This window comes from Ruegeria sp. AG6 (assembly GCF_056541565.1).
Map to the genome: position 1 here is coordinate 265,893 of NZ_JBQFYQ010000001.1, position 19,421 is coordinate 285,313.

Consider the following 19,421-nt stretch of genomic DNA (forward strand, 5'->3'; position numbering starts at 1 on the left):
AGTCTTCAGGCATCTTTACGCTTGCCGAACCGCAAAATGTGGTCGCAGTCGCGCGGCGCATTCCCTATAACTCCGGCAGGCCAAACTGGGAAAGCTGCCATGACCGGAGAACTGTCGCCCATCGACACCGCAAAATACGTGGCCGCATGTCGTGCCGCCGAGATGGTCGAGGACGGCATGCGCGTGGGTCTTGGAACGGGATCCACTGCGGCCTGGCTGGTCCGTCGTTTGGGCGAACGGGTGCAAGACGAAGGTCTGCGGATCAAGGGCGTTCCCACGTCCACCCGCACCGCGCAGCTGGCACGCGAAGTCGGGATCGAAGTCATTTCTCTGGATCAGGCTGGGTGGCTGGACATGACCATCGACGGCGCGGATGAATTCGACCCTGACCTGAACCTGATCAAGGGCGGCGGCGGCGCGCATTTGCAGGAAAAGATCGTTGCCACGGCCAGCGATCAGATGGTTGTCATCGCAGATGCCGGGAAAGAGGTGGAAACGCTGGGTGCTTTCCCCTTGCCGGTCGAGGTTGTTCCATTTGGCTGGCAAACCACGCGAACACTGATCGAAGAAGCTCTGGACGCGATGGATGTACTTGGAACCTCGTCGGCGCTGCGTATGAATGGCGCGGCCCCGTTCGTGACGGATGAAGGCAATCACATTCTGGACCTGCACCTGAAACGCATCGGCAATCCCCGTCAGATGGCCCTGATCCTCAATCAGGTTCCTGGCGTGGTGGAAAACGGCCTGTTTATCGATATTTGTGACAAGGTTATCATCGGCCACGGCGACGGGCGGGTCGAACTGCGGGATATCAACGCGGGCACTCTGGAACTGGATCAGCTGCTGAGCGGATCCCGTGAAAACCTGTTTTCCGACCAAACGGACTGAGTTTTATGCAAGCCAATCGGACAAGCGTCGGCAAAAGATCGAAAATTCCGCGCCCGGGGGTTGGCACCGGGGTTTTCGCGCCCAGATATCCAGAGGAATTTTGCAAGTTGAACGAAGGAACCCGGCATGAGCTTTGACTATGATCTTTTTGTCATCGGCGGAGGCTCGGGCGGGGTCCGGGCGGCACGCGTAGCGGCGGGTGAAGCCGGTGCAAAGGTCGCGCTGGCTGAAGAAGACCGCTATGGCGGCACCTGTGTGATCCGGGGCTGCGTGCCTAAGAAACTGATGGTCTTTGCCAGTGAATACTCGGGCATGATCGAAGATGCGCAAGCTTATGGTTGGGATGTTCAGCCCGGCCCGTTTGACTGGGACATGTTTCACGGCAAACTGGTTGCCGAACTGGACCGGTTGGAAGGGATTTATCGCAGCATCCTGAAAAACAACGGCGTTGAAAGCTTTGATCAGCGCGCGCGTCTGGTGGATGCGCACACGGTCGAGCTGGCCGATGGCACCCGGAAAACCGCCAAACACATCTTGATTGCAACAGGCGGTCGACCGGTGGTGCCGGACTTCCCGGGATCGGATCTTGCGATCACGTCGAATGAGATTTTCCATCTGGACAAGCTGCCCGAAAGCATTCTGATTGTTGGTGGCGGTTATATCGCCAGCGAGTTTGCCGGGATCATGAACGGTCTGGGTGTCAAGACCACGCAATTCTACCGCGGTGCGCAGATCCTGCGTGGCTTTGATGAAGAAGCGCGTGGACTGATCTGCGAAGAGATGCGCCAGAACGGCATCGATGTCCGTCTGGGCACCAATGTGCTGGAAATGGCCAAAGATGGCGACCAGATACGTGTAAAGGCGACGGACGGCACCGAGGATCGTTTTGACGTGGTCATGTACGCCACGGGCCGGGCACCGAATGCCGATAACCTCGGGCTGGAAGAGCTGGGCGTTGAACGTGGGCGCAAGGGCGAGATCGTCGTGGATGAATACAGCCAGACCGCCGTTCCGTCGATCTATGCCATTGGCGATGTGACCGACCGGGTCAACCTGACACCCGTGGCCATCCGCGAGGGTATGGCTTTTGTGGAAACCGTCTTCAAAGGCAACCCAACCCCTGTGGATCACGCGCTGATCCCAACCGCCATTTTCACCCAACCGGAATTCGGCACAGTCGGCCTGAGCGAGGAAGAAGCCTCGGCCCAGGAACCGATCGAGGTGTATGCCACTTCGTTCAAACCGATGCAGAAGGCGTTTGCCGGTGGCACGCAACGGGTTCTGATGAAACTGATCGTGTCTCAGGCCACGCGCAAGGTACTGGGTTGCCATATTGTCGCCCCCGGAGCAGGAGAGATGATCCAGCTGGCCGGAATTGCCGTAAAGATGGGCGCGACAAAGGAAGATTTCGATCGTACGGTTGCAGTACATCCCGTTATGGCGGAAGAACTGGTGACAATGCGGCAACCTGTACGCTCCGCTTGATTTGCAAGCGCGCGCACACAAGTTACAAGTGTGCCCGTGATCACACGGGCCTAAACGAAGGAATTGATACATATGGCGGGCAACAGCGGTGGCCCCTGGGGGGGCGGAGGCTCATCCGGAGGTGGAGGAAATCGGGGCAACAACGGTGACGGGCGCAAGCCCCCCGAAGGCGAAGGCCCGCAGATCCCCGAGATTGATGAGCTGATGAAAAAAGGCCAGGAGCAGCTGCGCGTCCTGATGGGCGGTCGCGGCGGCGGTGGCCGTAGTGGCAGCGGTGGTCAGGGCGGTGGAGGCCCGGCCTTTACCAAAGGTACGGTTGCGATTGGTCTGGTGGCAGCTGCCGTTTTGTGGGGGCTGGCCAGCTTTTATACTGTAAAACCGGAAGAACAGTCAGTTGAGCTGTTTCTGGGTGAGTTTTCGGCCGTGGGTAATCCGGGTCTGAACTTTGCGCCATGGCCGTTTGTCACTGCCGAGGTGATTCCGGTCACCCGCGAACAGACCGAAGATATGGGCGGAGCCCGGGGCAGCGACGATGGCCTCATGCTGACCGGCGACGAAAACGTGGTCGATATCGACTATCAGGTCGTCTGGAACATCAATGACCCGGCCAAGTTCCTGTTCAATCTGCGTGATCCGCGTCAGACGATCCGCGCCGTGTCGGAATCGGCGATGCGCGAGATTATCGCGCAGAGCGAGCTGGCACCAATCCTGAACCGGGATCGCGGTATCATTGCCGAACGCCTTCAGGAACTGATCCAGACGACGATGGACAGCTACGATTCGGGTGTGAACATCATCCGCGTGAACTTTGACAAGGCCGACCCGCCGCAGGACGTGATCGCCGCCTTCCGCGATGTTCAGGCCGCCGCGCAGGAGCGTGACCGGCTGCAAAACGTCGCCGACGCCTACGCCAACCGGGTTTTGGCTGAGGCGCGCGGTGAAGCTGCCCAGGTACTGGAAGAAGCCGAAGCCTACCGCGCACAGCAGATCAACAGCGCTATGGGTGAGGCGAGCCGTTTCAGCGCGGTTCTGGAAGAATATTCCAAAGCGCCTGATGTGACCCGCAAACGTCTGTACCTGGAGCGGATGGAGCAGGTTCTAGGTGACGTGGACAAGATCATTCTGGACGAAAACTCGACCGGATCGGGGCAGGGCGTCGTGCCTTACCTGCCGCTGAACGAACTGCGCCGCAATTCCGGACAGGAGAGCAACTGATGCGTAAAGCGACCTTTATTCTGCCGATCGTTTTCATCGCGATTGTTGGTGTACTGTCCTCGATCTTTATCGTGGATGAACGTGAGCGCGCGTTGGTTCTGCAATTTGGCCGCGTTGTTGCGGTCAAGGAAGAGCCGGGTCTGGCGTTCAAGATCCCGCTGATACAGGAAGTTGTCCGCTATGACGACCGGATCCTGTCCATCGACGTTCAGCCGTTGGAGGTTACGCCTCTGGATGATCGCCGACTGGTGGTTGATGCCTTCGCCCGCTATCGGATTTCCGATCTGGAACAGTTCCGTCAGGCCGTTGGTGTGGGTGGTATTCCGGTCGCCGAAGACCGTCTGGATCGTATCCTGCGCGCTGAAACCCGCGAAGTACTGGGTTCGGTGTCCTCGCGTGACATCCTCAGTTCAGACCGTGCCGCGCTGATGCTGCGCATCCGCAACAGCGCGATTGCCGAAGCGCGCGCGTTGGGCGTGAATGTGATCGACGTGCGTTTGAAGGCGACCGACCTGCCTCAGGCCAACCTTGAGGCCACGTTTGACCGGATGAAAGCCGAGCGTGAGCGTGAAGCCACCGATGAACGCGCACGTGGTAACGAAGCCGCGCAGCGCGTGCGGGCGCAGGCCGACCGGACCGTGGTGGAACTGGTGTCGGACGCCAACCGCGAGGCCGAGATCATTCGCGGTGAAGCTGACGCCGAACGCAACGCCATCTTTGCAGAAGCGTATGGTGCAGACCCGGAGTTCTTCGAATTCTACCGTTCGCTGACCGCGTATGAAAATGCGCTGCAAGGTGGTAATAGCTCAATGATCCTGAGCCCGGATTCCGAGTTTTTCAACTACCTCGCTTCACCAACCGGACGGCGGACACCGGCGGCTGCGGCGTCTGAATAATGGGTATGATCCTTCTGGCTTTCGGGCTGGTACTGATTGTTGAGGGGCTGGCCTATGCGCTGGCCCCTTCGCTTATCGAGCGGATGCTGGAAGCCTTGCGGGACATGCCAGAGCAAGCCCGGCGCCTGGTCGGATTGCTGTGTGTGATCAGCGGGCTGATCCTGCTTTGGGGCGCGCAACACCTGGGATTTTGACGCTGCGGTTTCACTTGCCGGTGATTTCGTTGCGATCCCGAGTTGCTCGTGGGGTCAAACTGACTACATTGGTTTGTAAGAAAGGCCGTGAACAAGCGGTCTTGGCGTGAATGTCGACAAGGAGAGCTCTAGTGCAGGCGAAAGCGCGCAGTGTATCCGTCCGGTGGGACGAAGTGAGTGTTTGGATGCGGCTTATGTGGCTGGCCTTTGCGGGTTCATTGCTTTTGCTGGCGCAATCGGCGATGGCACAGGCCAGGGGCGAAAGCCTGGCACCACTGGCCGAGAAAGTCAGCCCGGCGGTTGTGAACATCACCACCAGCACCCTGATCGAGGGCCGGACTGGCCCGCAGGGCATCGTGCCCGAAGGTTCTCCGTTCGAAGATTTCTTTCGCGAGTTCCAGGACCGAAACGGCGGAGATAACGACAACGCGCCGCGTCGCAGCAATGCGCTGGGGTCGGGGTTCGTGATCTCGGAGGACGGTTTCATCGTCACGAACAACCATGTAATTGCCGAAGCTGATGAGATCCTTGTGGAATTCTTCCCCGGCGATGGCCAGCCCAAGAAAGAACTGGTGGCCAAGGTTATTGGAACGGACGAGAAAACAGATATCGCGTTGCTCAAGGTCGAGGCTTCGGGCCCGCTGAAATACGTGAAGTTCGGCAACAGCGACGTCGCGCGCGTGGGTGACTGGGTTATCGCCATGGGCAACCCGCTTGGGCAAGGCTTTTCGGTATCGGCAGGGATCGTTTCAGCCCGCGACCGAGCGCTGAGCGGAACCTATGACGATTACATTCAAACGGACGCGGCGATCAACCGGGGCAACTCGGGCGGGCCGCTGTTCAACATGGAAGGCGAAGTGATCGGTGTGAACACCGCAATCCTGTCGCCTAACGGCGGTTCGATCGGCATCGGATTCTCGATGGCGTCGAATGTTGTCGTGAAGGTCGTGGATCAACTGCGGAAATATGGCGAGACCCGTCGGGGTTGGTTGGGCGTTCGCATTCAGGACGTAACCGAGGACATGGCCGAGGCCATGGGTCTGGAAAAACCTGGCGGCGCGCTGATCAGCGATGTACCGGACGGCCCTGCCAAAGAAGCTGGGTTGAAGGCGGGTGACGTGATCCTCAGCTTTGATGGCGTCGAGGTGGAAGACACCCGAGGTCTGGTGCGTCAGGTCGGTGAAGCAGAAGTTGGCAAGTCGGTTAGAGTGGTCGTGCACCGCGACGGCGGAACTCAGACCGTACTTGTGACACTAGGGCGTCGGGAAGATGCGGAACGCGCTGACAATGGCGAGGAGGAACCGCAGGAAGCTCCGATTGAGGAGAATGCGGATATTCTGGGCCTGACGATTTCCCCCCTGACCGATACGCTGCGTGCAGATTTAGGGCTGGATGGTGATGCAGACGGCCTTGTGATTACAGATGTCGATGAAGCATCTGAGGCGTATGCCAAGGGAATGCGGGCAGGTGATCTGATCACCGAAGCAGGCCAGCAAAAGGTGGAAACCATCGGAGATCTCGAAGCCCGTATGGAAGAATCGCGCGAAGCTGGTCGCAAATCTCTGCTGCTGTTGGTGCGCAGGGGGGGCGATCCGCGTTTTGTGGCGCTGAGCCTTGAGAACTGATTGAACAGGCCGGGACAACCTCCCGGCCTTTTTTATTGCGGGCCAGACCGGGTATCACCGCCACGCAAAAAATGAGCCACACGCAGTGAATGCGTATGGCTCAGATACAGGGAGAGGTCAGTGGACAGATATCGGGGATGATTCTCTGACCTCCTACGGTAACAATCTCACGTTAGGTCAAAGCGTAATCGATGGTCTGTGAACAAGATCACACCGGATCAAATAAGATCTGAATCAGCCAGTTCTCGCAGGGCTTCAAAATCCTGGATCAGCAAACCGCCACGAGAGGCTTCGACCATGTTGTCGCGTTTCCAGATCGAGATGGTTTTGGATACTGCCTCGCGTGTGGCACCGACAAATTCGGCCAGTTCGCTCTGCGACAGGGTGATGCGCGCGGCCGGGTCGTCCTGTAAACTGGACAGGTGCAGCAGCTTGCGGGCCAGCCGAATAGGCATGGGCAGAAAGACCTGCTCGTTCAGTTGCAGCCCCATCCATCGCATCCGCAATCCGGCCAGACGGATCATATCCACGGCAAGGTCAGGCTGTTGTCTGATCTGGTTCATAACGTCGTTGCGGCGCACACGCAGTACACGCGACTGTTCTGCCGCCGCAATGGTGGCCGTACGCGGACCATTGTCGAACAACGCGATCTCACCAAAGACTTCGCCGGGGCGCATCAGGGTAAGCGTCAGTTTGCGGCCGCTCATGGCCAGAAAGGAAACCTCTAACGTGCCTTCCAGAATGGCATAGAGAGAGTCGCCCTCGTCACCTTGTTCAAAAAGTATTTCACCTTGGGACAGAGATATTTCGGTCGCTTGCGCCGAAAGCATTTCTCTGAGCCCGTCGGAGGCTTCGGAAAGGAAGCCGCTGTTGGGAAAGGCCGTCATGTGTGCACCGATCTTGGGCAAGCTGTGAGTGTGGGTGGTGGCACAACTTCCCATAGCTCGGCGCTCAAGCCAAGAATTTTGTTTGTTTTGGCAGGTCTGGCGGGTGCAGGGGCCGTTATTTCTGCTCGGGATCGTCCATATAGCGTTGCAGAATGCTGAACTGAAGCATCAGGAATGCCATCAGAGCGATGGGAAAGCCGAAGGTCTCGATCTTGACCCACAGATCCGTCGACATGGTGCGCCAGACGAATTCGTTTGCGGCGGCCAGAACGGCGAAACAGGCGCACAGGCGGCGTGTCAGGATCATCCAGCCTTCGTGCTTCATCGGCAGCATCTCATCCAGCACATAGGCGAGATAGGATTTTTTCTGCATCAGGCCAATGCCGAGGATCAAGGCAAACAGACCATAGACAAGTGTGGTTTTCATCTTGAAGAACCGCTCGTCATTGAACCAGGCCGTGAGACCGCCGAAGAAAATCACCATGAAGGCCGTGAAGATCTGCATCCGGCTGAGTTTGCCGGTCAGATACCACAGGATACCCATTGCCCCCAGCATCAGGGGGACAAAGATAATCGTGGCGACAATGAAGCCGGAATACTCGATGCCGCCGATCAGAAAACTGTCGTCGCGCAGGCGCAGGTAGATGAAGAAGAAGGCCAGCGGGGGGCCAAGTTCCAGAATCTGTTTCAGAAACGGGTTGATGTCTTTTTTGCCTGTCATCTGTACTTCCTGCTGCTTATCCGCCCATTTCAACTATTACGGCGCCAAGTGCAATCAATGCCATCAGGGCAATGCGTCTTGGGCCAACCGTTTCCTTTAGCGCAAGCCAGCCGATCAGCGCAGCGAAGACTGTTGAGGTTTCGCGCAGAACGGCTGCTTCACCGACCTTATCCAGCCGGGTGGCCAGCATGATTGCCCCGAAGGACAAAGGAGCGATGATACCGCCAGCGAGGCCGCGCAGCATCAGCGGGCCAGGTGCAGGTCTGTGTGCCATCACGCGCCACCTGAGATATGCGTAGATCGGCATGGCCGCGCCGTCGATCATGAAGAACCAGGCCAGAAAGGTGAACGGATCGGCGGTGGCGCGAATGCCATAGGCGTCATAGGTGGTGTACAGGGCCACAAACAGGCCAGTGATGATCGCCAGTGTCAGCGCGATACCCAGCGTATCCCTGTTGGTTTCCAGGAACCTGAAGTTGTAGGCGGCCAACCCAAATATCCCGGCCAGCAAGGTGGCCACGCCCAGCCATTGAACGACCGAGAATGTTTCGCCGAACAGAAGATAGGCACCGATGACGGTGAACAGCGGACCCGTACCGCGCACCACCGGATAGACGACGGTGTAAGAGCCTTTGGTATATGCCATGGCTTGCAGGGTTTTGTAGGCGATGTGGATCAGCCAGACGAGCGCGAAGATCGGCCACATATGAGGTTCGGGCCAGGGCACCACGAAAAAGGCGAAGGGGGCGGCCATGAGGCAATAGCAGGCGTCGATGGCGCCGCGGGACAGCCACGGGTCGTGTCTGCCTTTTTGCAGTGCACCGAAGACCGCGTGCAGGAACGCCGCCATCAAAGCCAGCGCCAATGCCAGCTGGTGTCCGGCTTCGGTGCCTTCGAGAGAGATCAGCCAGTCGCTCAAATACGCGGACCTTTTGCGGAGCGGAGAAGGTGGGGGGCTGTCTGCCCCCCCACACCCCCCGAGGATATTTGGGGCCAGATGAAGCCTAAGATCAGCCTTTGTCGAGACCGGTGAGGGCGGCAGCGAATTCTTCGGGGTCGAAAGGGGCAAGGTCGTCGATCTGTTCGCCGACGCCGATCGCGTGGATGGGCAACCCGAATTTGTCCGCCAAGGCAACAAGAACACCGCCCTTGGCCGTGCCATCCAGCTTGGTCATGACCAGACCGGAAACGTCCGCCAGTTTGCGGAACGTTTCCACCTGGCTCAGCGCGTTCTGACCGGTGGTGGCGTCGAGTACGAGCAAAGTGTTGTGCGGAGCAGTGTCATCAACCTTGCGGATGACGCGGACGATTTTGGCGAGTTCCTCCATCAGGTCGGTGCGGTTTTGCAGGCGGCCCGCCGTATCTATCATCAGCAGATCAGCGCCCTCTGCCTGTGCACGGGTCAGCGCGTCAAAGGCGAGGCTGGCGGGGTCCGAGCCTTCGGGGGCGGTCATAACCGGAACTCCGGCGCGATCACCCCAGACCTGCAACTGTTCCACGGCCGCAGCGCGGAAGGTATCGCCGGCGGCGATGACGACCTTTTTGCCGGCCTCTTTGAACTGGCTGGCCAGTTTTCCAATTGTCGTGGTCTTGCCCGAGCCGTTGACGCCGACGACCAGTACCACTTGAGGTCGTTTGGGATAGATCGGCAGAGGCTTGGCCACAGGCTCCATAACGCGGGCGATTTCTTGTGCCAGAAGTTGCTTGATCTCTGTGGTCGACAGTTTGCGGCCAAAGCGGCCCTCGGCCATGTTCGATGTGACACGCAAGGCTGTGTCGACGCCCATGTCCGAGGCGATCAGCAGTTCTTCGAGCTGCTCCAGCATGTCATCGTCCAGGGTGCGGCGCATTTCCGTGACGGCGCCTCGATTGAACAGGCGGTTCAGGATGCCCTTGGCTTCCGGTATTTCCGGCGGTGGAGCGACAGGCGTGGGGTCAGCCGGGATCGGTGCCGGCGGTTCAGCCGGTTGCGGGGCCGGGGCAGGCTCTGGCACTTCTGGAACCGGTTGCGGATCGAGCTGCGGCTGGGGGATCACAGGGTCCGGAGCCGCCGTCTCCTCGCCGCCATCCTCGACGATGGCTTCCAGCCCTTCTTCAAGACGAGATGAAGATTTGAACAGCTTGTCCTTTAGCTTTGAGAAAAACGCCATACTTGGTCTCCACAGGTGTTCCCTTCACCTAATGCGGATTTGCGGCAGTTGCAAAGGGTCACGCAAATGCAAGGACAAAGCCAAGCTGAGCACCCCAGTAAAGGGGCCATACAAGATAGGGCGTCACCTTGAGGGCCGGATGGTGTGGCGGCAGCAGGAATTTCTCGGTTGCGAGGATCAGATCTGACGCGATGAAGGCCATGGCGGCGGGAAAGGCCCACCGAAGGGGACCGGTATCCGGCAGTGCCAGCACCGTGACCCCCATGCCAAGAATGATGGGGATATATGCCAGAACGGGCCCCTTCAGGTCTCCGGCGCGGGGCGCGAGCAAAGTGGCCATGATGATGCCCAGAATGATCAAGGACCATACAATCGCAGGCGCGCTGAGGATCAGCCCGGCAGAACTGATCGGCTGAGTCAGGAACAGAGCGATATAGGTCAGATGCCCGGCGGCAAATGCGGCGATGCCCATCATGAAGGTGGCATCTGTTTCGCGCGACAGCAGGGCGTCGCCTGTCGCACATAGAGCGAGCGCAAGAACCAACAGCCAAGGCTCACCGTTCATGATGGCGATGACCGCCAGTAGGGCGACTGATGCGGTTTTCAGTACAGTGCGCAAAGAACCGACGGGCCAGGAGGTCAGTGGCAGGTAACCAAGGGCGCAGCCACAGGCGATCCAGAACAGTAGGGTTGTCATGTCATCTCCTCGCCGGTTCAGAATGATCTGATCTGGGGCGTGGCGTGAAATCAACCGCTTACGTTGAGTTAAGCGCCTTGTGAAGGCACCGGTTCAACAGGCGAATGGCATGACCGAAGCGCTTCTGACAAAATGGAAACATGTTCAGGTTCCTGATGATTCTCGCGACTTTGGCCGCACATTCCGTGGCGGCACAAACGCCTTTGTCTGGCTCGGAGTTCGACAAGTATACGCAGGGCAAAACTCTGTTCTACGGGTTCGAAGGTCAGGTTTACGGGGTGGAGCGGTATCTTCCGAACCGTCGTGTGATCTGGTCTTTTCTCGACGGGAATTGCAAGGAAGGTATCTGGTATCAGCAGGGCGAGCAGATCTGCTTTGTCTACGAAGACAGGCTGGATCCGCAATGCTGGGTTTTCACTGAATCCGGTGGCGGTTTGATTGCGCAGTTCGAAGGTAATCCGCAAGCGACTGAACTGTATGAGGCCGAGGATCTTGGGGAAGAAATGGTTTGTTATGGACCGGACGTTGGCGTTTGATCAGTTTGCGCGCAGCTCATCATAATTGATCATGACATGGGTTTGGTAAGCTGTCCTGTCTGTCAAGCCTTCGTAATAGCGGCGCAAGTTGGGCAGTGATGCGCGCGAAATATCGATGTCATAGTAGCGATAGAGTATGTGCCCCAACTGGATATCGGCCAAAGTCAGGCAGGAACCGCACAGGAAAGCGTTTTCAGAAAGTTGCGCATCGGCGATCGCCAGCGTGTTCTCGAGTGCTGTGACGGCCGTTTCGATCGCTTGGTGATCGCGCTCTGTCTGCGGGGTCCGCACGACCCGCCAGAACACAGGTACCGTGAAGGCCATCGCGACATTGATCTTGGCCCATTCTGCCCATTTGTCCACTTCGGCTTGCCGGGTCGGATCGCGTGGCCAGAAATCATCCGCTCCATACATGGAGGCAAGGTAGCGCAGGATCGGCCCCGTCTCCCACAGCGAGGGATTTGGGCCGTCCTGTATCACGGGGATGGTGCCGTTCGGGTTCAGCTTGCGAAACTCATCGGTGTCCAGCAAACCGAACCTGTGCCCGGCATCGTGGCGCTGGAACTCCAGCGCCAGCTCACCCACACACCACATCAGGGCCTGTACATTTGATGATGTTCTTCGGCCCCAGATGGTCAGCATGGCTCAGAACAGTGATCCCTGATCCGGGGTGTCCGGCCTGGGTTTCTTCGAGGGTGATTTCGCGCCCGGGCCGGTGCTGAGAACGCCATCGGCGAATTCGATCTCGAGCGCCGTTTGTTTGGTGGCCTGAGCCTTGGTGGTGATCACATTCCCTTCGGCTCGGACGACCGCGTATCCGCGGTCCAAAGTGGCTTTGTAGCTCAGCGTCTCGCGCAGGCGGTCCGTCGCTTCGAGTTGCTGCTTGAGGCGGTCCAGTCGCGTGGTTTGGGCCGTGTGCATTCGATCGCGCAAACGATCTAGGTTTTGCCGCTGTTGATCGATTTCCCTTTGGATCGGTCGCAAGGACAGGCGCGATGACAGGTTGCGCAGCGATTCCTGTCGCGTCGATATCAAGCTTTGCAGGGTCGAGGGGCGCAGATGAGCAGACAATTCCACCACTTGCAGGCGACGGTTCTGCACCCCGCGTATCAAGGCGGGTGTGAGACGATCTGCAATCAAATCAAGGCGTTGTCTGGGGGAGTTCAGCAGACTGTCCGGGCGCGGCAGGGCGCGGGACAAATCGCGCAGCCTTTGCGAACGGCGCTGCACCGCGTCCGTTGCCGCGCGCGACAGGCGCGCAGCTTGTTCTTCGGTCCAGGCGAGCAGTTCGATGCGGACCGGCACGGCCAGCTCTGCCGCAGCCGTGGGTGTAGGCGCGCGGCGGTCCGAGACAAAATCAATCAGGGTGGTGTCGGTTTCATGCCCAACGGCCGAAATCAGCGGTATGCCCGATGCGGCGGCTGCGCGCGCGACACTCTCTTCGTTGAAGCCCCAGAGGTCTTCGATCGATCCGCCGCCACGGGCGACGATGATCAGGTCGGGCCGCGGCAACGCGCCGCCAGGTGTCAGTTGGTTGAAGCCTTCGATGGCGCGGGCGACCTCGGGCGCGCAGTTGGCCCCTTGAACCGCCACAGGCCAGATCAGCACCTTGCGCGGAAACCTGTCCCTGAGCCGATGCAGAATGTCGCGGATCACGGCACCGGAAGGGGATGTCACAACGCCAATGATCTGCGGCAGGTACGGCAGGGGTTTCTTGCGTTCCGGCGCGAACAGACCTTCGGATTCCAGTTGTTTCTTGCGCTTCTCCAGCAGCGCCATAAGAGCGCCCTGACCCGCGACGGAAACCTCATCGACGTTCAGGTTGTATTTGGATTGCGCCCCGAAAGCCGTAAGGCGACCGGTGACGACAACCTCCAGCCCTTCCTCTGGCACGACCGAGAGGCTGGAAACCTGACCTTTCCATGTCGTGCAGGCCAAAACGTTCCGGTCGTCCTTGATGTCGTAATACAGATGCCCGGATCGGGCTTTGAACACGCGCCCAACCTCACCGCGCACGCGGATTCGGCCGAATGAGCCTTCGAGCGTCCGTTTCACCTCACCCGAAATTTCGGACACTGTGTATTCAGGGGTGTTTTGGCCCGGAATCGGGTCATCAAGCAGGTCGGACATTTCAGCGCCTTGTTTCAAATGCGCGCCCAGCTTAGAACGCCGCGCAGGCAAGGCCAAGCAGATCGGAGAGCTTTCATGAATATCCTCATTCTCGGCAGCGGAGGGCGCGAACACAGCCTGGCATGGGCAGTGCTGCAAAACCCCAAATGTGATCGCCTGATCGTTGCTCCGGGAAATGCGGGGATCGCGCAGATCGCTGACTGTGCCGCTCTGGATGTTGAAAACGGCGGGGCTGTTGTCGGCTTTGCCGAAGAAAATGCGATTGATTTCGTGATCGTTGGGCCCGAGGCGCCTTTGGCGGCCGGTGTGGCTGATCGGTTGCGCGAAGCCGGAGTATTGGTTTTTGGGCCCTCAGCCGAGGCGGCGAAGCTGGAAGCGTCGAAAAGCTTCACCAAGGAAATCTGCGACGCGGCCAACGCCCCCACCGCAGCTTATGCCCGGTTTACCGAGGCTGTGCCTGCCAAAGCCTATGTCCGCGAACAGGGCGCACCGATTGTGGTCAAGGCCGATGGTCTGGCCGCGGGCAAGGGCGTTATCGTTGCGATGGACGAAACGACCGCACTGGACGCCATTGACGACATGTTTGGGGGTGCGTTTGGCGGTGCTGGTGCGGAAGTCGTCATTGAAGAATTCATGGATGGGGAAGAAGCCTCGCTGTTCGTTCTGTGTGATGGTGAGGACATTCTCTCAGTCGGCACGGCCCAGGATCACAAACGGGTTGGCGAGGGCGATACCGGGCTGAACACGGGCGGGATGGGCGCGTATTCTCCGGCGCCGGTGTTGAGCGAAGAGGTGGAGGCGCGCGCGATGGAAGAGATCGTGCGCCCCACCATCGCCGAGATGAAGCGCCGGGGAACGCCGTTTCAGGGCGTTCTTTATGCAGGTTTGATGATCAAGGACGGGCAGCCAAGGCTGGTTGAATACAACGTCCGCTTCGGTGATCCGGAATGTCAGGTGTTGATGATGCGGTTGGGCGCGCAGGCGATGGACCTGATGCACGCCGCGGCCGAGGGCAGGTTGGGTGAAATGCGGGTGAATTGGGCGGATGACCATGCGATCACGGTTGTAATGGCGGCCAATGGTTATCCGGGTGCTTACAAGAAAGGCACTGCGATCAAAGGGCTTGAAGGCCTGCCGGAAGACAGCCAGAACATGGTGTTCCACGCTGGTACAAAGAGTGTCGATGGGCAGGTGGTTGCATCGGGCGGGCGTGTGCTGAACGTGACCGCCCGTGGGAGCACGCTGAAAGAGGCGCGCGACCGGGCCTATGAAATGGTTGAAGCTGTGGATTGGCCTGACGGGTTTTACCGGCGCGATATCGGATGGCGTGCCCTGGAAGGTTGACGGGGCAGGGCGGTTGACCCCTCGGCTTTGCGGCTTCCCGGCGCTGCGCGCGTTCGCGGTCGAAATCGTCCATTGGACGAATTCCTTTCAACCGCTCACGCCGCGGGATATTTTTGGCTAGATGAAGAGGCGGATCAGCAGTTCAGGGCTTGGGCAAGGCTTTTGCGGCCGTGGAACGGGCCCCGGTCGGATGTGATCCAGCCGTTGTCGTAGAAGACGCTGACGATCCGCGTCCAGTCGGCGCTGGCCACGATCAGTTCCGGGCGGTCGCCGCAGGTGCGCAGACCACCGGAAATGAAATCTTCACCGATCCTGTGGTTGGTCAATCCGGGCAGAGCCGCGACTTCGCCCAGGGCGTTGTCTTTGTAGCGCCAGATGCGCAGCGTTTTGGCAAGGTGCGGACGATCAATATAGGCGATCTCGACATGTCCGTCGCCGTCCAGGTCGGCTGCCCCGATCGGGGCGAGCCAGCGGAAGCGGGTACCGATATGAGGCGTGGCCGCGATCTTGTCTCCGGCGGCGTCGTAGATCGCAAGTTGAGCCCCTGATTTGTCGTGGGATTCAACGACAATTGCTTCGCGCGCGCCGTCCAGGTTGACGTCTGCCAAACGCGGAGCGAGGTCTTCGAACACGCGATCCTGCGGCAGTCGAACAGTTACGACCGTAGTGTCGGTCGTGAATTCCACCGCGCCATATTCGATCGTATCACCCAGGACGCCATGGGCGTAACGGGTGGTTGGCTCTGTGAAGCGGGCGTCGTTGATGGTTTCCGCCGCGCCAGCCGGTTGCAGCGAGAGCCAAAGTCCGAAAGATAGCAAAGCGCCGCGTGCCCGGCGTTGACAAAAGCGGCGGGGCAGGCGCGGCACATTGTTGTGCATCAGATCTGTTTTTCGGGCATCTGAACGACCAGACCGTCCAGCGCGTCGGTGACCTTGATCTGGCAGGTCAGGCGTGAGCGGGCCGGGTCGGGCTCATAGGCAAAGTCCAGCATGTCTTCTTCCATGTCATCCTTGGCCGGGATTTTCTCGACCCAGTCGGGGTGGACGTAAACATGGCAGGTCGAGCAGGCGCAGGCGCCGCCGCAATCGGCCTCGATGCCGGGAATGTTGTTGTCACGGGCCCCTTCCATGACGGTCAGTCCGTTGGCGACCTCGACTGTGTGTTCGGTACCGCCGTGCTCGACATAGGTGATCTTTGCCATTGCGTGCGTCTTCCTTTTGCGATGTTCGATTTCTTCCTTAGTGAAGGCATTTAGGTCTTTCCAGCCTCATTTGCGACTCAGCGCGCCGTGTCTGGACTTTCTTGTTGTTTGTTCTATTTTTGTTCTCATGCTTGTTACACCCATTCGCCCTGTGGTTTCAAACCGGGATTGGCCGCGCCCGCCGTCCTGTCTGCCTTCCAGCCAACTGGATTCCCCGCCCGAGGGCGCGCGCGTGGCTGTGGCCGGGCTTGTGATCCTGCGGCAGAGGCCGGGGACGGCCAAGGGCGTGATCTTTCTGACGCTTGAAGATGAGACCGGGATCGTGAATGTGGTGGTCTGGCGCAAAATTTACGAACGGTTCCGCCGTGCGGTGATTTCGGGGCGGTTGCTGAAGGTGACGGGCCGGATGCAGCGGGCGCATTCAGTGACCCATGTGATTGCGGAAGAAATCGAGGATATTTCGGGGATGCTGGATATGCTGGTGCAGGGCGCAGGGGCGGCCTGCCGTGACGGACAATAGCGGGCGGCTGCCTTGCCGCCTTGCGCCCAGCAAGACCTGTGCGCGATGAATGTCGGTAAGTTTCCGCATATCACGCTGGGTCAAAGGCGCTTTTCCGCCAATTCGGCATTGGCCGGTCGACTCTTTGATGCCGTGTTAGTACTGCGGGCATCTCTATGCGTCGGCCTGTGTCTGAACGCAGGCGCGACGGAACGCTACTCAACACCTTCTCAGAGTCAGTTCAGATGCCCGAAGTAACACGAAATGGATCGTTCGAAAAAACCGTCCAGCTGGATGAGAGCCAGATTGCCGGTCGCCTTGGCGAACTGTTGGAGCATACGCGTTCAAAAGGATACGTGCATACCGCCAGAATGATCGAGGAAGCATTGAGTGCCCACTCTTTCGAGCGCAGACACCTTGGGAACACCCAAAAATACCTCTCGGAATTGCAGCGTCTAAAGCGCAAAGAGATGACACGCTTGGTGCGGGAAACGGATGGGAAGAAGCAAGCGGCTTTTGTCCTGACGCCCCGGATGCGCGTTGACCACAGAAATCCCGCCGCGCTGCGCAGTGGAGCTTGGAGGAACACCCCGATGCCTTTCCCGGCAGAACCCGAATTCAAGTTTCGCTAGCCGAACCTGCCGTGGCCAAGGCGGACAGGGTTGATGATCCGCGTCAATCCAAACGGGTTTTCAACGCAGTCATCGTTTGAACAAGACCTCCTGCGCCTGCTTGTCACGATTGTCTCCTCGCAGCTCTGCGTGCAGAGCGCGCCCGGCCTGAACACCGGGGCGGGCGCCGACGGTCTTCAGCCAGCGCGCAAAGTGGGGTTTGTCCTCCAGCACTTGCTGCTGCCCTTCCCACAGGCTGGCCCAGCCCCAGATCGACATGTCTGCAATTGAATAGAAATCTCCGGCAACGTATTCGTTCTCGGCCAGCCGTCTGTCGAGCACCCCGTACAGACGACCGACCTCGGCCCGGTAACGATCTTTGGCATAGGGCAGGTCCTGTGGCGGGTTCAGTTGCGGGGCGTATTTCAGGAAGTGATGCGCCTGACCGGCCATCGGGCCAACACCGCCCATCTGCCACATCAGCCATTCTTCGACGGCGATCCGGTCACGCTCGGTCCTGCCATAGAACTGCCCGGTCTTGCGGGCCAGATACATCAGAATTGCCCCGCTTTCAAAAACCGAGATCGGTGCACCATCCGGCCCGTCACGGTCCACGATTGCGGGCATACGGTTGTTCGGGGCGATCTTCAGGAACTGCGGGTCGAACTGATCGCCCTTTCCGATATTGACCAGATGCGTGGTGTAGGGCAGCTCCATCTCTTCCAGGGCGATGGACACTTTCCAGCCGTTCGGTGTGGGCCAGAAATACAGATCAATCGGGTCGGCCATGTGTTCTCCTGATGTTGAAGGGATCATGCGGGTTTCTGCCGGTTCGGCAAGTACCGCTTACGAAAGCGTGACCGAAACGCAGGCCGGGCTTGACCGCAAACCGCCCGAGGCGTATTGCCATCCCAAAGCTTCGTGGCGATTTGTTACCGGATTGCGGGCCACGCTAAACAACACCGCTAAAAGGTCAGGATGAAAGACCCCTTTCGCTTGGCCGCGTCTGGGGTTTTTTGTTTGCCTCCGCCGGAGGCTGAAAGGGAATGAGATGAGCGAGAACTGGAACAAACGCACCCAAGCCGTCCATGGCGGTGTCCGCCGCAGTCAGTACAACGAGGTGAGCGAGGCGATTTTCCTGACGCAGGGCTTTGTGTACGAAACCGCCGAACAGGCCGAAGCCCGGTTTCTGGAATGCGGCCCTGATGAGTTCATTTATGCCCGCTATGGCAATCCGACGGTCTCGATGTTCGAACAGCGCATCGCGGCCCTTGAAGGTGGCGAGGATGCGTTTGCGACGGCTTCGGGCATGGCAGCGGTGAACGGTGCGCTGAACTCTATGCTGAAGGCCGGGGACCATGTTGTTTCAGCAAAGGCATTGTTCGGGTCCTGCCTGTACATCCTCGAGAACATCCTGACCCGTTTTGGCGTCGAGGTGACCTTTGTGGACGGCACCGATCTGGAGCAATGGAAGGCAGCGATCCGCCCGGACACCAAGGCGGTCTTCTTCGAATCGATGTCGAACCCGACTCTTGAAGTGATCGACATCGCATCCGTGTCCAAGTTGGCCCATGCCGTCGGGGCGGTTGTGGTGGTGGACAACGTGTTTTCGACGCCCGTCTTTTCGCGCGCGATAGAACAGGGCGCGGATGTGGTCGTTTATTCGGCGACCAAGCATATTGACGGACAGGGCCGTGCGCTGGGCGGCGTCATCATCGGCACCAGGGAGTTCATCCGCGGAACCGTTGAGCCGTATCTGAAGCACACCGGCGGCGCGCTCAGCCCGTTTAATGCCTGGGTCATGCTCAAAGGTCTGGAAACCATGGCGCTGCGCGTCAATGCGCAGGCCGACAGTGCACAAAGGATCGCCGAGGCGCTGGAAGGGCACCCGGCGCTGGCGCGCACTCTTTACCCAGGTTTGAAGACCCACGCGCAAAATGCTCTGGTTCAATCGCAACTTGGCGGAAAGGGCGGGACTGTGTTGTCCCTGGATATCAAGGGCGGCAAGGACGCGGCTTTTGCTTTCCTGAATGCGCTGACCATTCCTGTGATCTCGAACAACCTGGGCGATGCCAAGTCGATCGCGACGCACCCGGCGACCACAACGCACCAGCGTCTGAGCGATGCGCAGAAGGACGAGCTGGGCATTACGCCGGGCCTGATCCGTTTTTCCGTAGGCCTGGAAGACGCCGAAGACCTGCTGGTTGACATCCAGCAGGCATTGGAGGCTTCGCAGAAGCAAACAGCAGCACAGTGAAAAGCCTCTTGCCCGTCGGGGCCGTCGCGTTGTCTGTGAACGCGGCGTCTTTTCGGGTGGTATTCGCGGTTGAAGCCTGGCCTTT

Annotated in this window: 21 protein-coding genes and 1 riboswitch; of the genes, 11 read left to right on the forward strand and 10 right to left on the reverse strand. The window is 59.1% G+C overall.

Translation table 11 applies throughout. From position 1 onward, the window contains the following. Window positions 1-99: 99 nt before the first annotated feature. The 6 genes from rpiA to ACR0I0_RS01355 all read left to right on the forward strand — a co-directional run bounded on the left by rpiA (window position 100) and on the right by ACR0I0_RS01355 (window position 6,303). Entirely contained in the window at window positions 100-888 is a 789-nt protein-coding gene (rpiA, locus tag ACR0I0_RS01330) for a ribose-5-phosphate isomerase RpiA (protein ID WP_171723503.1), read from the forward strand. A 126-nt stretch (window positions 889-1,014) separates the two neighbouring features. Then, a complete protein-coding gene (gene gor, locus ACR0I0_RS01335; protein ID WP_480489878.1) occupies window positions 1,015-2,373 on the forward strand; it encodes a glutathione-disulfide reductase in 1,359 nt (452 codons plus the stop codon). A 72-nt stretch (window positions 2,374-2,445) separates the two neighbouring features. Next, window positions 2,446-3,588: an FtsH protease activity modulator HflK gene (hflK, locus tag ACR0I0_RS01340; protein WP_171633351.1), complete on the forward strand. Its 1,143-nt coding sequence runs from the start codon at window positions 2,446-2,448 to the stop codon at window positions 3,586-3,588. Then, the gene (gene hflC, locus ACR0I0_RS01345; protein ID WP_480489880.1) at window positions 3,588-4,484 is read left to right on the forward strand and encodes a protease modulator HflC; all 897 of its coding nucleotides are present in this window, start codon (window positions 3,588-3,590) and stop codon (window positions 4,482-4,484) included. The genes hflK and hflC overlap by 1 nt, the downstream gene beginning before the upstream one ends. Continuing rightward, the gene (locus tag ACR0I0_RS01350; RefSeq protein ID WP_171633344.1) at window positions 4,484-4,678 is read left to right on the forward strand and encodes a DUF2065 domain-containing protein; all 195 of its coding nucleotides are present in this window, start codon (window positions 4,484-4,486) and stop codon (window positions 4,676-4,678) included. The genes hflC and ACR0I0_RS01350 overlap by 1 nt, the downstream gene beginning before the upstream one ends. 110 nt (window positions 4,679-4,788) lie before the next feature. Further along, on the forward strand, window positions 4,789-6,303 hold the full coding sequence (locus ACR0I0_RS01355) for a Do family serine endopeptidase (RefSeq protein ID WP_209833451.1): 1,515 nt from the start codon (window positions 4,789-4,791) through the stop codon (window positions 6,301-6,303). A gap of 218 nt (window positions 6,304-6,521) precedes the next feature. Here ACR0I0_RS01355 and ACR0I0_RS01360 read toward each other — a convergent pair whose 3' ends face one another. From ACR0I0_RS01360 to ACR0I0_RS01380, 5 genes are all read right to left on the reverse strand, one after another. After that, window positions 6,522-7,190, reverse strand: coding sequence for a Crp/Fnr family transcriptional regulator (locus ACR0I0_RS01360; protein ID WP_480489882.1), 669 nt, complete (start codon window positions 7,188-7,190; stop codon window positions 6,522-6,524). 115 nt (window positions 7,191-7,305) lie between these two features. Further along, the gene (locus ACR0I0_RS01365) at window positions 7,306-7,911 is read right to left on the reverse strand and encodes an inner membrane-spanning protein YciB (protein WP_171633335.1); all 606 of its coding nucleotides are present in this window, start codon (window positions 7,909-7,911) and stop codon (window positions 7,306-7,308) included. 16 nt (window positions 7,912-7,927) lie between these two features. Next, the gene (locus ACR0I0_RS01370; RefSeq protein WP_480489884.1) at window positions 7,928-8,830 is read right to left on the reverse strand and encodes an EamA family transporter; all 903 of its coding nucleotides are present in this window, start codon (window positions 8,828-8,830) and stop codon (window positions 7,928-7,930) included. 91 nt (window positions 8,831-8,921) lie between these two features. Continuing rightward, on the reverse strand, window positions 8,922-10,061 hold the full coding sequence (gene ftsY / locus ACR0I0_RS01375; RefSeq protein ID WP_480489886.1) for a signal recognition particle-docking protein FtsY: 1,140 nt from the start codon (window positions 10,059-10,061) through the stop codon (window positions 8,922-8,924). 58 nt (window positions 10,062-10,119) lie between these two features. Further along, the gene (locus tag ACR0I0_RS01380; protein WP_480489889.1) at window positions 10,120-10,758 is read right to left on the reverse strand and encodes a lysoplasmalogenase; all 639 of its coding nucleotides are present in this window, start codon (window positions 10,756-10,758) and stop codon (window positions 10,120-10,122) included. 155 nt (window positions 10,759-10,913) lie between these two features. On the opposite strand from ACR0I0_RS01380, the gene ACR0I0_RS01385 reads away from it, so the two are divergent. Continuing rightward, the gene (locus tag ACR0I0_RS01385) at window positions 10,914-11,294 is read left to right on the forward strand and encodes a hypothetical protein (protein ID WP_171633322.1); all 381 of its coding nucleotides are present in this window, start codon (window positions 10,914-10,916) and stop codon (window positions 11,292-11,294) included. Here the strand turns inward: ACR0I0_RS01385 and ACR0I0_RS01390 are convergent, their stop codons facing one another. Next, entirely contained in the window at window positions 11,295-11,936 is a 642-nt protein-coding gene (locus ACR0I0_RS01390; protein ID WP_480489891.1) for a glutathione S-transferase family protein, read from the reverse strand. Between the two features lie 3 nt (window positions 11,937-11,939). Continuing rightward, window positions 11,940-13,424, reverse strand: a complete 1,485-nt coding sequence (gene xseA, locus ACR0I0_RS01395) for an exodeoxyribonuclease VII large subunit (RefSeq protein ID WP_480489893.1) — start codon at window positions 13,422-13,424, stop codon at window positions 11,940-11,942. A 75-nt stretch (window positions 13,425-13,499) separates the two neighbouring features. On the opposite strand from xseA, the gene purD reads away from it, so the two are divergent. Continuing rightward, window positions 13,500-14,768, forward strand: a complete 1,269-nt coding sequence (purD, locus tag ACR0I0_RS01400; RefSeq protein WP_480489895.1) for a phosphoribosylamine--glycine ligase — start codon at window positions 13,500-13,502, stop codon at window positions 14,766-14,768. 134 nt (window positions 14,769-14,902) lie between these two features. Here purD and ACR0I0_RS01405 read toward each other — a convergent pair whose 3' ends face one another. Further along, complete coding sequence (locus ACR0I0_RS01405; protein WP_210092180.1) at window positions 14,903-15,646, reverse strand: FG-GAP repeat domain-containing protein; 744 nt, start codon at window positions 15,644-15,646, stop codon at window positions 14,903-14,905. Then, a complete protein-coding gene (locus ACR0I0_RS01410; protein ID WP_152457603.1) occupies window positions 15,646-15,969 on the reverse strand; it encodes a 2Fe-2S iron-sulfur cluster-binding protein in 324 nt (107 codons plus the stop codon). Before ACR0I0_RS01410 ends, ACR0I0_RS01405 begins: the two co-directional genes overlap by 1 nt. A 127-nt stretch (window positions 15,970-16,096) precedes the next feature. Here ACR0I0_RS01410 and ACR0I0_RS01415 point away from each other — a divergent pair, with 127 nt between their 5' ends. Continuing rightward, on the forward strand, window positions 16,097-16,489 hold the full coding sequence (locus ACR0I0_RS01415; protein WP_152459842.1) for an OB-fold nucleic acid binding domain-containing protein: 393 nt from the start codon (window positions 16,097-16,099) through the stop codon (window positions 16,487-16,489). Window positions 16,490-16,713: 224 nt separating this feature from the next. After that, window positions 16,714-17,100 carry a hypothetical protein gene (locus ACR0I0_RS01420; RefSeq protein WP_171119571.1) on the forward strand — a complete coding sequence of 129 codons (387 nt, stop codon included), beginning with the start codon at window positions 16,714-16,716 and terminating at the stop codon, window positions 17,098-17,100. A 69-nt stretch (window positions 17,101-17,169) separates the two neighbouring features. Here the strand turns inward: ACR0I0_RS01420 and ACR0I0_RS01425 are convergent, their stop codons facing one another. Next, window positions 17,170-17,868 (reverse strand): glutathione S-transferase N-terminal domain-containing protein, encoded by a 699-nt coding sequence (locus ACR0I0_RS01425; protein ID WP_480489898.1) that lies wholly within the window; start codon window positions 17,866-17,868, stop codon window positions 17,170-17,172. Window positions 17,869-17,990: 122 nt separating this feature from the next. Beyond that, window positions 17,991-18,068: riboswitch (SAM riboswitch) on the forward strand. Window positions 18,069-18,130: 62 nt separating this feature from the next. Between ACR0I0_RS01425 and metZ the strand changes: the two genes are divergently transcribed. Beyond that, a complete protein-coding gene (gene metZ, locus ACR0I0_RS01430; protein WP_480489900.1) occupies window positions 18,131-19,336 on the forward strand; it encodes an O-succinylhomoserine sulfhydrylase in 1,206 nt (401 codons plus the stop codon). The last annotated feature ends 85 nt before the right edge of the window (window positions 19,337-19,421 follow it).